Genomic DNA, 13,580 nt, shown 5'->3' on the forward strand with positions numbered 1-13,580 from the left:
GGCCGGCACGCGAGCTGCCGGCCACCTGGCCGCGTCGTGCCGCTCGCTTGGCGAGGCCGTAAGGTTGGTGCCCACCAGCCGGTCACAGCCGACCGGCATGCACCCGACGCGGTGCACGGCAACAGTCAACGACGACGGGGGCAACGGTGCACTCACGCGGGCGCCCGACAGTCGGTGGCCGTGGGCCTGCACCCACCCCGACCCCACCCCTCCAGGAGACTCGAGATGGCACGCTTCGACCTCGACGAGACGGCTCTCGCCGCGTACCGGCCCGACCTGCACGAACCCGCTGACCTCGACGCCTTCTGGGCGGCGACCCTCGACGAGACCCGCGCCTTCGACCTCGACCTCGAGCTGCGGCCGGTGGACGCAGGGCTGGATCTCGTCGACGTCCACGACGTCACGTTCAGCGGCTTCGGCGGCCACCGCATCAAGGCCTGGCTCGTCGCGCCCCGGGGCGCGGACCGGGTTCCCGGCGTGGTGTCGTTCAACGGGTACGGCGGGGGCCGCGGGCTCCCGCACGAGCACCTCGCGTGGGCAGCAGCAGGGTTCTCCCACCTGTTCATGGACACGCGCGGTCAGGGCAGCGGGTGGGGCAGCGGGGGCGACACCCCGGACCCCGTGGGCAGCGGGCCTGCGTCCAGCGGCTACATGACCCGCGGCATCCTCGATCCCGCGCAGTACTTCTACCGCCGGGTCTTCGCCGACGCCGTGCGCGCGGTCGAGGCGCTGCGCGCGGTGCCGACCGTCGACGCTGACCGCGTCGCTGTCGCGGGCGGGAGCCAGGGTGGTGGCATCGCGCTGGCCACCACGGCGCTCGTCCCCGATCTGCTCGGTGCCCTCGTGGACGTCCCGTTCCTGTGCCACGTCCGCCGAGCCGTCGAGATCACCGACGCCTTCCCCTACGGGGAGATCACCTCCTACCTGTCCGTCCACCGGGACCACACCGCCCAGGTCTTCGAGACCCTCTCGTACGTCGACGGCGTGAACCTCGCGAAGCGGGCGACGGCGCCCGCGCTCTTCTCCGTCGCCCTCATGGACCCGATCTGTCCGCCGTCCACCGTGTACGCGGCCTTCAACCACTACGGTGGCGATCGTCCGACCGACAAGTCGATCGAGGTCTACCCGTTCAACCAGCACGAGGGCGGGCAGGGGTACCAGCTGACGAAGCAGATCCACTGGTTGCGAGCGAGGGCCGGGCTCGGCACCGCTCAGCCCGACGTACCCTCGGGTGAGCTGTCACCGGCCACCGCATGACGACGTCCAGCAGCTCGTCGGCGGGCCCTACGCCCTGGCCGAGCAGTGCGCTCCACCGCGCGTGGCTCGTGCGGCACGCCCACGAGCTGCTGGCGTTCGGGGAGGCGTTCGAGGTTCCCGGACGGGGAGCCGGATGGCTCGACGACTCCGGAGCTGTCGACCCGGCGCAGCCCGTCATCACCTACGCCACGGCTCGCATGGCTCACGTCTACGGGCTCGGGCACCTCATGGGTGTGCCGGGATCGGCACCCCGTGCACAGGCGGCGCTCGACGCCCTGCGCGGGCCGCTGGCCCGGTCGTCGCCACACGCATGCACTGGGTCGCGGCGGAGGCGATCGGGGCCGCGGCGGCGCTGCACCGCGTGACCGGTGAGCCCCGGTTCGCGGCGGACTACGCGCGCTGGTGGGACCACGTCGCGACGAGCTTCCTCGACCGGGAGCACGGCTCGTGGCACCACGAGCTCGACGCGGCGAACGTGCCGGCACGCACGGTGTGGCCCGGGAAACCGGACCTCTAGCACGCGATCCAGGCGACCCTCATCCCGCTGGCGCCCCTCGCTCCGTCGCTGGCGACGGCTCTGGGACGCGGGCTCGTCCCGCAGGCCTGAGGGCACGAGGACGGTCCGGGTCAGAAGAGCCGTGACCCCACATCGTCGGTGCCGCGCATGGCGTCGTAGTCGAGCACGACGCACGCGATCCCCCGGTCGGTCGCGAGGACGCGCGCCTGGGGCCTGATCTCCTGCGCCGCGAAGACGCCGCGTACGGGCGCCAGGTGCGGGTCCCGGTTGAGCAGCTCGAGGTAGCGCGTGAGCTGCTCGACGCCGTCGATGTCGCCGCGCCGTTTGATCTCGATCGCGACGGTCGACCCGGTCGCGTCCCGCGCGAGCAGGTCGACCGGACCGATCGCGGTCGGGTACTCCCGCCGGACGAGGGTGTGCCCCGGCCCGAGCAGGTCGATCTGGGCGGCGAGCATCGCCTGGAGGTGCGCCTCGACGCCGTCCTTGATGAGCCCAGGGTCGACCCCGAGGTCGTGGGACGCGTCCTCGTGGACGGTGTGCAGCTCGATGACGAGCCGGTCGTCCGTCTTGGCGTGCTGGACGGTCCACACCTGTGTGACGCCACGCGCCGCCGCGTCCTCGTCGGGCACTCCGACCCGCAGCGTGCACGGTGGGCTCATCCAGTTGAGCGGCTTGTACGACCCGCCGTCCGAGTGCAGCAGGACGCTTCCGTCAGCCTTGACGATGAGGAGCCGGGTCGCGAGGGGCAGGTGCGCCGACAGCCGTCCCGTGTAGTGGGCCGAACACTGGGCGACGACGATCCGCACGCGAGCTCCTCATGGGTGACGTGGGTGATGGCGGGTACAGGACGCGGTCGCAGCCGGACCCGCACGGTCCGGTGCGCCGGGAGCAGCAGCTGGTCAGACGACGACGTTGCACTGGCTGGGGGGTGCGGCCTCGAGCCAGGATGCGAGCCCGGAGTACGCGCCCGAGGACATCGTCAGGTCGAACGACGTGTCGTCGTACCTGCACTGCACGAGGTAGAGGTCTGGCATCCCCGCCTGGTCGAGCGGCACGCGCCCCGTGACCTCGAACCGGTCCCGGAGCCATGCGTGCCGCGGCGCCCAGCTCAGCGACCACGTCCGCCACCACACGAGCCGGTCCTCCCCGTACACGGCGAACCCGCTCACCCACGGGTCGGAGAGGTCGGTCGTCGTCCGGCACCGCAAGGACGCCTCGAAGGAGCCCACCTGGTGCGTGAGAGCGCGAAGCCGTGAGTACCCCGCGACTGCCACTGCGACGACGACGACGATCGTCGCGACGAGTGACCACCCCAGGATTCCCACGGCTCTCAGCGCTCCACCACGTGCGTCAGCGCGACGCGGAGCCCGCGGGTCCGTCGAGCTCGGCGCTGTCGACGACGATCGTCACCGTGTCAGCGTCGACCGAGATGAACCCGCCGGACACCGTCGCGCTCACGACGCCGCCCGAGGCGTCCGTGATCCGGACCTTCCCGGCGCGCAGCACCGACAGCAGCGGGGAGTGGCCGACGAGGATGCCGATCTCCCCGTCCGCCGCCGGCGCGCTGACCTGCCTCGCGTCGCCGGACCAGAGCCTACGGTCCGCCGCGACGAGGTCGACTTCGAGCTGTGCCACGTGTACTCCTCGGAACTAGTTGCTGAGCCTGGATGGGTACGGACGTCCGTCAGACGCCGTACTCCTTCTGGATCCGGGCCCAGTTGCGCTCGAGGTCCTCGAGGCCACCGATGTTGAAGAACGCCTGCTCGGCCATGTGGTCGAACTCGCCGTCCGCGATCTTCGAGAAGGCCTCGATCGTCTCGGACATCGGGACGGTCGATCCCGGGACACCGGTGAACTGCTCGGCCATGTACGTGTTCTGCGAGAGGAACTGCTGGATGCGGCGGGCGCGCGAGACGACCGTCTTGTCCTCCTCCGACAGCTCGTCGACACCGAGGATCGCGATGATGTCCTGCAGCTCCTTGTTGCGCTGGAGGATCTGCTTGACGCGGGTCGCGGTGTCATAGTGCGCCTGACCCACGTAGCGCGGGTCGAGGATCCGCGACGTCGAGGCCAGCGGGTCGACGGCGGGGTAGAGACCACGCGAAGCGATCTCGCGCGAGAGCTCCGTCGTCGCGTCGAGGTGCGCGAACGTCGTCGCCGGGGCGGGGTCGGTGTAGTCGTCCGCAGGGACGTAGATCGCCTGGAGCGAGGTGATGGAGTGACCACGCGTGGACGTGATGCGCTCCTGGAGCTGGCCCATCTCGTCGGCGAGGTTGGGCTGGTAGCCCACCGCGGACGGCATGCGCCCGAGCAGGGTCGACACCTCGGAGCCGGCCTGCGTGAAGCGGAAGATGTTGTCGATGAAGAGCAGCACGTCCTGCTTCTGCACGTCGCGGAAGTACTCCGCCATCGTCAGCGCCGACAGCGCCACGCGCAGACGCGTGCCCGGCGGCTCGTCCATCTGGCCGAACACCAGGGCGGTCTGCTTGATGACGCCCGACTCGGTCATCTCCTCGATGAGGTCGTTGCCCTCACGGGTGCGCTCCCCCACTCCGGCGAAGACGGAGACACCGTTGTGGTTGTTGGCGACGCGGTAGATCATCTCCTGGATGAGCACGGTCTTGCCGACGCCGGCACCACCGAACAGGCCGATCTTTCCACCCTGCACGTACGGCGTGAGGAGGTCGATGACCTTGATGCCGGTCTCGAACATCGTCGTCTTCGACTCGAGCTGGTCGAACGCCGGGGGCTTGCGGTGGATGGGCCACCGCTCGGTGATCTCGATCTGCTCACCGGGCTTGGCGTTGAGCACCTCACCGGTGACGTCGAAGACGTGGCCCTTGGTCACGTCGCCCACGGGGACGCTGATCGGCGCACCCGTGTCCGTGACGACCGCACCACGGACGAGGCCGTCCGTGGGCTTGAGCGCGATGGCGCGCACGAGGGAGTCCCCGAGGTGCTGGGCGACCTCGAGCGTCAGCGTGAAGGCCGTCTCGGCCTCACCCTGCGCGGTGAGGTCGATCGGGACCGTCAGCGCGTTGTAGATGTCGGGGATGGCATCGGCGGGAAACTCGATGTCGACGACGGGACCGATGACGCGGGCAACACGGCCCACGGCGGCCCCACCGGTGGGACCCACCGGTGCTTCGACGGAGGTGGCGGTCATTTCTGGCCTCGCTTCGCAGGGCCGGAGATCACTCCGGCGGAGTTGGTGCTGGGTGTGACAGCAGCTGTAGTCGTGTGGTGCCTGCGTCCCGCGATGGTGTCCGCGGTCGGCATGCTCCTGTTCAGGAGGCGGCGAGTGCGTCGGCGCCCGACACGATCTCGCTGATCTCCTGGGTGATCTCCGCCTGGCGAGCAGAGTTCGCGAGACGGGTGTACATCCGGATGAGGTCTTCCGCGTTCTCCGTGGCGGTGTGCATCGCTCGCTGCCGTGCAGCGAGCTCCGACGCGGCCGCTTCGAGGAGGCAGCTGAAGATCCTGTTCCGCACGTACATCGGGAGCAGTGCGTCGAGCACCGCCTCCGGTGACGGTTCGAAGTCGTAGAGCGGCAGCGGCGCGCTGCTGCCCGGTTCGGCGGCCTCGACCCCGTCGACGACCTCCAGCGGAAGCAGTCGGATCACTCTCGGGCGTTGCGTGACCATGTTGACGAAGTGCGTGTAGACGACGTGGAGCTCGGCTACCCCGCCGTCCTCGGCCTCCGCGAGGAACGCGCCGAGCAGGTCGCTCGCGATCTCCTCCGCCACGTCGGGCGTCGGCGCGTCGGACGCTCCGGTCCATGCCCGCGTGATCTCGCGTCCGCGGAACTGGTAGAAGCTCACCGCGCGGCGGCCGGCCAGGTAGAGGTCGACCTCCTTGCCCTCGCGGCCGAGGCGCTCGATGAGCTTCTCGGCCTCGCGGATGGCGCTCGCCGAGTACGCGCCCGCCATCCCGCGGTCGGACGTGACGACGAGGACTGCGACACGATTCGTGTCGCTCCGCTCCGACGTCAGCGGGTGCTGGACGTTGGAGTGGGTCGCCACGGCCGACACGGCGTGCGTGATGGCCCGCGAGTACGGACCCGCGGCCGACACCTTGGCGCGCGCCTTGCCGATGCGCGACGCCGCGATGAGCTCCATCGCGCGGAAGATCTTCTTCAGCGACTGTGTCGACTTGATGCGCGCCTTGTAGACGCGCTGGGTTCCGGCCATGGACTCAGGCCTTCTTCTGTCGGACGATCTGCTCCTGCTCGACCGGCGCGGCCTCGTCGTCGGCGACGTCGCCGCCGACGAGCGGCGTGCCGTCCCCCTTGAGGAAGCCGTTACGGAAGTCGTCGACAGCAGCGGTCAGCGCCGCCTCCGTCGCGTCCTCGAGCTTGCCCGTCGACGAGATCGTCGAGAGCACCTCGGTGTTGCGACGCAGGTGATCGAGCATCTCGGACTCGAACCGGCGGACGTCCTCGACAGGCACGTCGTCGAGCTTGCCCTTGGTCCCCGCCCAGATGGACGCGACCTGGTCCTCGACCGGGTACGGCGAGTACTGCGGCTGCTTGAGCAGCTCGAGGAGGCGCGCACCGCGGTTGAGCTGGGCGCGCGAGGCGGCGTCGAGGTCGGACGCGAACATCGCGAACGCCTCGAGCGAGCGGAACTGGGCCAGGTCGAGCTTGAGCGTCCCGGAGACCTTCTTCATCGCCTTGATCTGCGCAGATCCACCGACTCGCGAGACGGAGATCCCGACGTCGACCGCGGGCCGCTGGTCGGCGTTGAAGAGGTCCGACTGGAGGAAGATCTGGCCGTCGGTGATGGAGATGACGTTCGTGGGGATGTACGCCGAGACGTCGTTCGCCTTCGTCTCGATGAGCGGGAGGCCCGTCATCGATCCGGCACCGAGCTCGTCGGAGAGCTTGGCACAACGCTCGAGCAGACGGGAGTGCAGGTAGAACACGTCACCGGGGTACGCCTCACGGCCCGGCGGACGACGCAGCAGCAGCGACACGGCACGGTAGGCCTCGGCCTGCTTCGACAGATCGTCGAACACGATGAGGACGTGCTTGCCCTCGTACATCCAGTGCTGGCCGATGGCCGAGCCGGTGTACGGCGCGAGGTACTTGAAGCCCGCGGGGTCGGACGCAGGAGCTGCGACGATCGTCGTGTACTCGAGCGCGCCGGCCTCTTCGAGGGCGCCGCGGACGGCGGCGATCGTCGAGCCCTTCTGACCGATCGCGACGTAGATGCAGCGCACCTGCTTCTTCGGGTCGCCCGTCTCCCAGTTCGCCTTCTGGTTGATGATCGTGTCGATCGCGATGGCGGTCTTGCCGGTCTGGCGGTCACCGATGATGAGCTGGCGCTGGCCACGGCCGATCGGGATCATCGCGTCGATGGCCTTGAGCCCGGTCTGCAGCGGCTCGTGCACCGACTTGCGGGCCATGACGCCCGGTGCCTGGAGCTCGAGGGCTCGGCGACCGGACGTGGCGACCTCGCCGAGCCCGTCGATCGGGGTACCCAGCGGGTCCACGACGCGGCCGAGGTACCCGTCACCCACGGCGACGGACAGGACCTCGCCCGTGCGGCGCACGACCTGGCCCTCCTCGATGCCGGTGAACTCACCAAGGACGACGACACCGATCTCCCGGACGTCGAGGTTGAGGGCGAGCCCGAGCGTGCCGTCCTCGAAACGCAACAGCTCGTTGGCCATTGCCCCCGGAAGTCCCTCGACCTGGGCGATGCCGTCGCCGGCCAGGGTGACCCGGCCCACCTCTTCGGTGACGACGCTCTCAGGCGTGTAGGACTTCACGAAGCTGTCCAGCGCGGCCCGAATCTCGTCGGGCCGGATCGTCAGCTCAGCCATTGCATATCTCCTGTCGTGGCCGCATGTCGCGGTCGAACGTTCTGTCATGGGTGCCGACGAGCGCGTCGGCGTACGTGCGGGTCGGTCAGCTCGCCAGCCGCCGGCGTGCCTCGGCGAGCCGTGACAGCACCGTCGAGTCGACGACGTCCGAGCCCACCTGGACGCGCAGACCGCCGAGGACCGCCGGGTCGACCGTGACGTGCAGCTGCACCTGCGAGCCGTAGGCGTCCGCGAGGAGCGCCTCGAGACGGCTGCGCTGGGCTGCTGAGAGATCGGCGCCCACGGTGACTGCGGCGACGAGCCGTTGGCGACGGGCCGCAGCGATGTCACCGATGCGACCGAGCGCGGGGACGAAGCGCTCACCACGTGGATGTGCTGTCGCGCGGCGGCACAGGGCGATCGTCACCTCGTCCGCCTTGCCGACGAGCAGCTGGTCGACGACCGCGACCCGACGGGCCGCGTCGGTCGAGCTGTCCGAGAGCGCCTGCCGCAGAGCCTGGTGACCCACGAGCGCACGGGTCAGCGCGAACAGCTCGCCCTCGACCTCTTCGAGCGCACCACGCGCCTGCGCCGACGCGAGGTAGGCGTCGATCGCGAGCAGATCGATCGCGTCGACGAGATCCCGCTCGGACGACCAGCGCGACCGCACGAGACCTTCGACCGTCTCGACGGCGCGCGGGTCGAACCCGCCAGCGAGGACTGCACGCACGAGCTGCGCCTTGTCCTCCCCGGACCGCGACGGATCAGCGAGGGACCGGCGCAGGGCGCCCGACGCATCCAGCGCGTCGACGACCAGGAACAGCTGGTCGCCGACGGCGTACGCCTGCTGGCCGAGAGCACCCAGGACCGGCTCGAACCGTTCCTGTGCGGCTTCGAGAGACGCCTGGCTGGTCCCGCGCATCACTTCCCCTTCGCTGCTGCTGTCATGGCCGACGCCTCGAGCTCATCGAGGAAGCGGTCGACCACGCGCGACTGACGGGCAGAGTCCTCGAGGGACTCCCCGACGATCTTCGACGCGAGCTGCGTCGCCAGGGCACCCACGTCGTTGCGCAGCGAGATCGCTGCCTGCTGACGCTCCGCCTCGATCTGACGCTGGGACGTCTCGAAGATCCGTCCCGCCTCGTCCGTGGCCTTCGCACGTGCCTCGGCGACGATCTGTGTCGCCTCCGCGCGCGCGTCCTCACGGATCCGGGCAGCCTCAGATCGCGCCTCGGTGAGCTGCTGCTTGTACTCCACGAGCAGCGCGTCGGCCTCGGCCTGCGCCGCCTCCGCCTTGTTGAGCCCGCCCTCGATCTTCTCGGTCCGCTCGTCGAGGATCCGCGTGAACGTCGGAAGGACGAGCTTGTAGAACATCAGAGCGATGGCGACGAGGACGACCGTCGACCAGACGATGTCGTAGGTCGCGGGGATGAACAGGTTGATGCCCTCTACCTCGTCGCCCTCGGAAGCGGCCAGAACGATCCCGGCTGCGTTCAGGGCTGACATCAGCTGGCGGCCGGGAAGAGGAAGCCGGCGACGATCCCGAGGAGGGCGAGGAGCTCGACGAACGCCACACCGATGAACATCGTGGTCCGGAGCTGGCCGGCGACCTCAGGCTGGCGGGCCATGCCCTCGACGGTCTTGCCGATGAGGATACCGAGGCCGATGCCCGGGCCGAGCGTACCGAGACCGTAACCGATCGTGTTGATGTTACCGGTGAGCTCGGCGAGAGTGGTCGTGGTGTCCACTGGGGTGATCCTTCCGTTGGGCGCCCCGTCGGGGCGTCGTGTGAGACGTGCTATGCGTGGTTGGGGCGCACGCTGGGGACGGCGGCGAGGCGAGCGGGAGCCGAGCGGCTCAGTGCTCCTCCTCCACCGCCATGGAGATGTAGACCGCGGCGAGCAGGGTGAAGACGTAGGCCTGCAGGACCGCGACGAGGATTTCGAAGAGCGTGAACCCGAGGCCTGCGACGAGGGAGACGACTCCCATCGCCTTGAGCGCACCTGCAGCCTCGAAGAAGAAGAAGTGCGTCGCGCCGAAGCACAGGACGAGCAGCAGGTGCCCGGCGATCATGTTGGCCGTGAGTCGCAGCGCGAGCGTCGCCGGCCGGAAGACGAAGACCTGAAGGATCTCGATCGGCGTGATGAGGAAGTAGAGGAACCACGGGACCCCGGGGGGGAACAGGTTCGCCTTGAGGTATCCGCCCAGCCCGAACTTCTGGACGCCGGAGGCGAGGTACACGACGTACACCCACAGCGCCATCATGATCGGGAGCCCGAACAGCGACGTGCTGGCGATGTTGAGGAAGGGCACGACACCTGTGATGTTGAACGCGAGGATCGCGAAGAAGAGCGTCGTGAGCATGGGCACGTAGCGCCGCGCGTTGTCGCCGAGGATCTCCTTGGCGATGCTCACGCGGACGAAGTCGAGCCCCATCTCCGCCATGTTCTGGCCGCGCCCGGGGACGAGCTTGGCCTTGCGCGCCGCGAGGACGAACAGCCAGATGAGCACGACGGCCGCGATGACGCGGACGAGCATGATCCGGTTGAACTCGAGGATCGTGCCGTCGAAGAGGATGGGCGCCGGAAAGAACTCGGAGATCGACGGAGGATGGAATCCGCCGTCCTCACCGGCGGCGGCGAGCTGGGTCATCGTCGCGTTGGTGGACAGAGCAAACTCCCGGTCGTCGTGGTCGTGTATGCGGACGCTGCTTCGCGTGCTCGCCTGCGGTGGACCTGTCCGTCATGGATCGCATGAATCCTAACCCATGCGGGGGCGTGGTCGGGCCTGTGGACCACCGTGGAGCCGGCGCCCAGAGGCCCCGGAGCGGCGGGTCAGACCGCCCTCGTGTAGGGCTCCCGACCCTTCGCGACGGCGTACATGTCGAGTGCCGCGGACCCCACGACGCCGACGAGCACGATGATGGCGAAGACGGGGCGGTGGAAGAAGTCCATCTGGCCCACGGTCGCGAGGATCGCGATGAGCACGACCATCTTGGCGAGCCACGCCCCCATGACGACCGCCATCGTCGTCGACGGGCTCTTGTCCGCCGTGTAGAGCATCGACCAGATGGTCGTCCCGGAGAACAGGAGCGTGATCCCCACGCCCATGAGGGCGCCCCACACCCCAGCGGTCCCCGCGACGAGGTAGCCGACGCCGACACCGACGACGGCGACGACCACGAGGAGGAGGAGGGTCGCTCGCAGCGCGGAACGGAAGATCTCCTTCGTCACGTGCGGGGGGACGACGGGCAAGGCGGGGAGGTCGTCGGGGGCGCCGGTGGGCACACGGTCGTCGGGCGAGGTCATCGGTTCTGTCCTTGAGGTTGGTGGGCGGCCTTCCTGGTGCGTCCACGCAGGGGGCCGAGGGTGAGCAGGAGCGCGACGAGCACCGCGACGGCCAGACCGACGACGACGTCCCGCCACGCGGCCACGACGAGCGCCGCGGCGCCGAACGCGAAGACGGCGCTCCACAGGTACATGATGATCACGGCGCGGGTGTGGGAGTGCCCGAGCTCGAGCAGCCGGTGGTGCAGGTGCATCCGGTCGGGGTGGAACGGTGACTTGCCCGCGAGGAGGCGTCGGACCACCGCCAGGCCCATGTCGAGCAGCGGGAGGAGCAGCACGGCGGTCGGCAGGAGGATCGGGATGAACGCTGGCAGCCGCTGCCCGCTCGATGCGTTCTCGGGGTCGATCTGGCCCGTCACGACGATGGACGCTGCCGCGAGGGTCAGCCCGATGAACATCGAGCCCGAGTCCCCCATGAAGATCCGCGAGGGATGGAGGTTGTGCGGGAGGAACCCGATGCACGCTCCCACGAGCGCCGCGATGATCACTGCCGCCAGGCTCGAGTAGTCGGCGGGCCCCGAGTCGGCGCGGGTGAGCAGGTACGTATAGACGAAGAACGCGGTGCCTCCGATCGCGATCATGCCTGCGGCCAGGCCGTCCAGACCGTCGACGAAGTTCACGGCGTTCATCGCGACGACGACGACGAGCACCGTCGCGAAGAGCGACAACCGGCTCGAGCCGATCGTCAGGCCGCCGACCGGCAACGTGATGAGCTGGACGCCCTGCCAGGCCATGAGGCCCGCGGCGAGCACCTGCCCCACGAGCTTGGTCATCCAGTCGAGGTCCCAGATGTCGTCGGCGACGCCGAGCAGACAGACGAGGGCTCCCGCGCCCAGCACCACCCAGACGGTGTCGGACGCGGCGAAGACGCCGTCGAGGAACGGCGTCCGCGATGCGAAGACGAGCGCGACCGCGAACCCCAGGAGCATGGCGACACCACCGAGCCGCGGGGTCGGGATGACGTGGACGTCGCGCGCCCGCACTGCCGTCACGGCGCCGGTCCGGATCGCCAACCAGCGCGCGAACGGCGTGAGCAGAAAGGTCACCGCCGCGGCCACGAGCATGACGAGGAGGTAGACCCTCACCGGGCCGCTCCCCCCGATGGCGGCGCGGTCTGCGGTGGCTGGACGTCGGCCACCTCGCGGAGCGCCTCGAGGCTCAGGGCGCCCGCCCGCACGAGCCGCAGCTCCGGGCCGGTGGCGTCGACGATCGACGACGCCACACCACCCGGTGCCTCACCAGCGTCGAGGAACACGCGCACGGCTCCGCCGAGCTGCTCGTGGGCGTCCGCTGCCGTCGTCGCGGCGGGGCGTCCCGTGCGGTTCGCGCTGGAGACCGCGAGCGGCCCGGTCCGCGCGAGCAGCGCGAGCGCGACCGGGTGGTCCGGCATGCGCAGGGCCACGGTGCCGAAGGTCTCACCGAGGTCCCAGGCGAGGGACGGCTGCGAGCGCAGGATGATCGTCAGGGCACCTGGCCAGAAGCGTTCGGCCAGCGCGCGTGCCGCGTCCGGGACGTCCGTGGCCAGGGCGTCGAGGGTCGCCGGAGATCCGACGAGGACGGGCGGCGGCATCTGCCGACCGCGTCCCTTCGCGGCCAGCAGGGCGGTGACCGCGTCGGGCCGGAAGGCGTCCGCACCGATGCCGTACACCGTGTCGGTCGGCAGGACGACGAGACCGCCCTGCGTCAGGACGTGGACGGCCTCGTCGAGGGCCGGGCCCCAGGTTGCCGGGTCGAGTGCGGGTCGGATGCTGGACGTGCTCACGTCATCGAGTCTTCCACGGTTGCGGGCGGGGTCCGACGGGCGACGACCATGCGCGGCCTGCCCGTGAGGTCGAGAAGCGTGGTCGGCGGCCCGAACATGCCCGACGCCGTGACCATGCGGCGGGCGGGTTCCGCCTGCGACTCCGCATGCTCCATGACGTAGAGACCGCCCGCACGCAGGAGCCGTCCGGCCGCTGCCGTCACGCCGCGGGGGACCTCGAGCCCGTCGGGACCGAGCCCGTACAGCGCGACCGCGGGGTCGTGCTCGGCCACCTCGGGATCGCGCGGGACCGCGCCGGGCGGGACGTAGGGCGGGTTCGACACGACGACGTCGCACGTGCCGGCGAGGGCCGGCAGCGCGGTCCGGGCGTCCCCGCGAACGAGCTCCACCGCTCCCCCGTGGGCGGCGACGTTGCGCTCCGCCCAGGCGTGCGCCGCCGCATCGAGCTCGACGGCGTGGACACGCGCGCCGGGCACCTCGGTCGCGACGGCCAGGGCGATGGCGGCGGAGCCGGTGCAGAGGTCGACGACGACCGGCGCCGTCCCGGCGGCGCGCAACCGGGCGGCCTCGTCGATCGCCACCTGTGCCACCGCCTCGGTCTCCGGGCGCGGGACGAACACGCCAGGCCCGACGACCAGGTCGAGGTGGCGGAAGGCTGCGCGCCCGGTGAGGTGCTGCAACGGTTCGCGGGCCGCGCGCCGGGCGACGAGCTCCCGATACCGCTGGACGTCGGGCGGGGAGAGGAGCTCACGCCCGAGCAGCGCGCGACGGACCACCTCGGCCCGGTCGGTCCCCGCGACGTGCGCGAGGAGCAGCTCTGCGTCGACCCGGGCGGACTCGATCCCGGCGGTCGAGAGCTGCCGCGCAGCGGCGGTGAGCAGGTCCATCGACC

The 13,580-nt window shown here is 70.2% G+C and carries 16 protein-coding genes; 2 read left to right on the forward strand and 14 right to left on the reverse strand.

What is annotated here, in order from left to right; translation table 11 throughout:
* The first annotated feature begins 225 nt into the window (after window positions 1-225).
* On the forward strand, window positions 226-1,257 hold the full coding sequence (locus tag AC54T1_RS12050; protein WP_496912095.1) for an acetylxylan esterase: 1,032 nt from the start codon (window positions 226-228) through the stop codon (window positions 1,255-1,257).
* Window positions 1,258-1,390: 133 nt separating this feature from the next.
* Window positions 1,391-1,774 (forward strand): AGE family epimerase/isomerase, encoded by a 384-nt coding sequence (locus AC54T1_RS12055; protein WP_496912096.1) that lies wholly within the window; start codon window positions 1,391-1,393, stop codon window positions 1,772-1,774.
* Between the two features lie 110 nt (window positions 1,775-1,884).
* Here the strand turns inward: AC54T1_RS12055 and nucS are convergent, their stop codons facing one another.
* The 14 genes from nucS to prmC all read right to left on the reverse strand — a co-directional run bounded on the left by nucS (window position 1,885) and on the right by prmC (window position 13,575).
* The gene (nucS, locus tag AC54T1_RS12060) at window positions 1,885-2,580 is read right to left on the reverse strand and encodes an endonuclease NucS (RefSeq protein WP_484346020.1); all 696 of its coding nucleotides are present in this window, start codon (window positions 2,578-2,580) and stop codon (window positions 1,885-1,887) included.
* Window positions 2,581-2,673: 93 nt separating this feature from the next.
* Complete coding sequence (locus tag AC54T1_RS12065; protein WP_484346019.1) at window positions 2,674-3,099, reverse strand: DUF2550 domain-containing protein; 426 nt, start codon at window positions 3,097-3,099, stop codon at window positions 2,674-2,676.
* Between the two features lie 25 nt (window positions 3,100-3,124).
* Window positions 3,125-3,409 carry a F0F1 ATP synthase subunit epsilon gene (locus AC54T1_RS12070; protein ID WP_484346018.1) on the reverse strand — a complete coding sequence of 95 codons (285 nt, stop codon included), beginning with the start codon at window positions 3,407-3,409 and terminating at the stop codon, window positions 3,125-3,127.
* A 49-nt stretch (window positions 3,410-3,458) separates the two neighbouring features.
* A complete protein-coding gene (atpD, locus tag AC54T1_RS12075; protein ID WP_484346017.1) occupies window positions 3,459-4,940 on the reverse strand; it encodes a F0F1 ATP synthase subunit beta in 1,482 nt (493 codons plus the stop codon).
* A gap of 121 nt (window positions 4,941-5,061) precedes the next feature.
* The gene (locus tag AC54T1_RS12080; RefSeq protein ID WP_484346016.1) at window positions 5,062-5,964 is read right to left on the reverse strand and encodes a F0F1 ATP synthase subunit gamma; all 903 of its coding nucleotides are present in this window, start codon (window positions 5,962-5,964) and stop codon (window positions 5,062-5,064) included.
* A gap of 4 nt (window positions 5,965-5,968) precedes the next feature.
* Window positions 5,969-7,600, reverse strand: a complete 1,632-nt coding sequence (gene atpA / locus AC54T1_RS12085; protein WP_484346015.1) for a F0F1 ATP synthase subunit alpha — start codon at window positions 7,598-7,600, stop codon at window positions 5,969-5,971.
* 85 nt (window positions 7,601-7,685) lie between these two features.
* Window positions 7,686-8,501: a F0F1 ATP synthase subunit delta gene (locus AC54T1_RS12090; RefSeq protein WP_484346014.1), complete on the reverse strand. Its 816-nt coding sequence runs from the start codon at window positions 8,499-8,501 to the stop codon at window positions 7,686-7,688.
* On the reverse strand, window positions 8,501-9,085 hold the full coding sequence (locus tag AC54T1_RS12095) for a F0F1 ATP synthase subunit B (RefSeq protein ID WP_484346013.1): 585 nt from the start codon (window positions 9,083-9,085) through the stop codon (window positions 8,501-8,503). The genes AC54T1_RS12090 and AC54T1_RS12095 overlap by 1 nt, the downstream gene beginning before the upstream one ends.
* Window positions 9,085-9,327 (reverse strand): F0F1 ATP synthase subunit C, encoded by a 243-nt coding sequence (gene atpE / locus AC54T1_RS12100; protein WP_484346012.1) that lies wholly within the window; start codon window positions 9,325-9,327, stop codon window positions 9,085-9,087. Before atpE ends, AC54T1_RS12095 begins: the two co-directional genes overlap by 1 nt.
* Before the next feature lie 109 nt (window positions 9,328-9,436).
* Complete coding sequence (gene atpB, locus AC54T1_RS12105; RefSeq protein WP_484346011.1) at window positions 9,437-10,231, reverse strand: F0F1 ATP synthase subunit A; 795 nt, start codon at window positions 10,229-10,231, stop codon at window positions 9,437-9,439.
* Window positions 10,232-10,413: 182 nt separating this feature from the next.
* The gene (locus AC54T1_RS12110) at window positions 10,414-10,887 is read right to left on the reverse strand and encodes a Cg1360 family ATP-synthase-associated protein (RefSeq protein WP_484346010.1); all 474 of its coding nucleotides are present in this window, start codon (window positions 10,885-10,887) and stop codon (window positions 10,414-10,416) included.
* Window positions 10,884-12,011, reverse strand: coding sequence for an MraY family glycosyltransferase (locus AC54T1_RS12115; protein WP_484346009.1), 1,128 nt, complete (start codon window positions 12,009-12,011; stop codon window positions 10,884-10,886). The genes AC54T1_RS12110 and AC54T1_RS12115 overlap by 4 nt, the downstream gene beginning before the upstream one ends.
* The gene (locus AC54T1_RS12120) at window positions 12,008-12,688 is read right to left on the reverse strand and encodes an L-threonylcarbamoyladenylate synthase (protein ID WP_496912097.1); all 681 of its coding nucleotides are present in this window, start codon (window positions 12,686-12,688) and stop codon (window positions 12,008-12,010) included. The genes AC54T1_RS12115 and AC54T1_RS12120 overlap by 4 nt, the downstream gene beginning before the upstream one ends.
* Window positions 12,685-13,575: a peptide chain release factor N(5)-glutamine methyltransferase gene (prmC, locus tag AC54T1_RS12125; protein ID WP_496912098.1), complete on the reverse strand. Its 891-nt coding sequence runs from the start codon at window positions 13,573-13,575 to the stop codon at window positions 12,685-12,687. Before prmC ends, AC54T1_RS12120 begins: the two co-directional genes overlap by 4 nt.
* Between the last annotated feature and the right edge of the window lie 5 nt (window positions 13,576-13,580).

Source organism: Sanguibacter sp. Z41_6 (genome assembly GCF_059621145.1).

Bases quoted from the DNA above. Each gene is read 5' to 3' on its own strand.
- prmC (WP_496912098.1), bottom strand. From the start codon at position 13,575: ATGGACCTGCTCACCGCCGCTGCGCGGCAGCTCTCGACCGCCGGGATC.
- AC54T1_RS12095 (WP_484346013.1), bottom strand. From the start codon at position 9,085: ATGTCAGCCCTGAACGCAGCCGGGATCGTTCTGGCCGCTTCCGAGGGC.
- AC54T1_RS12080 (WP_484346016.1), bottom strand. From the start codon at position 5,964: ATGGCCGGAACCCAGCGCGTCTACAAGGCGCGCATCAAGTCGACACAG.
- AC54T1_RS12055 (WP_496912096.1), top strand. From the start codon at position 1,391: ATGGCTCGACGACTCCGGAGCTGTCGACCCGGCGCAGCCCGTCATCAC.
- atpB (WP_484346011.1), bottom strand. From the start codon at position 10,231: ATGACCCAGCTCGCCGCCGCCGGTGAGGACGGCGGATTCCATCCTCCG.
- AC54T1_RS12050 (WP_496912095.1), top strand. From the start codon at position 226: ATGGCACGCTTCGACCTCGACGAGACGGCTCTCGCCGCGTACCGGCCC.
- AC54T1_RS12090 (WP_484346014.1), bottom strand. From the start codon at position 8,501: ATGCGCGGGACCAGCCAGGCGTCTCTCGAAGCCGCACAGGAACGGTTC.
- atpA (WP_484346015.1), bottom strand. From the start codon at position 7,600: ATGGCTGAGCTGACGATCCGGCCCGACGAGATTCGGGCCGCGCTGGAC.
- atpD (WP_484346017.1), bottom strand. From the start codon at position 4,940: ATGACCGCCACCTCCGTCGAAGCACCGGTGGGTCCCACCGGTGGGGCC.
- AC54T1_RS12110 (WP_484346010.1), bottom strand. From the start codon at position 10,887: ATGACCTCGCCCGACGACCGTGTGCCCACCGGCGCCCCCGACGACCTC.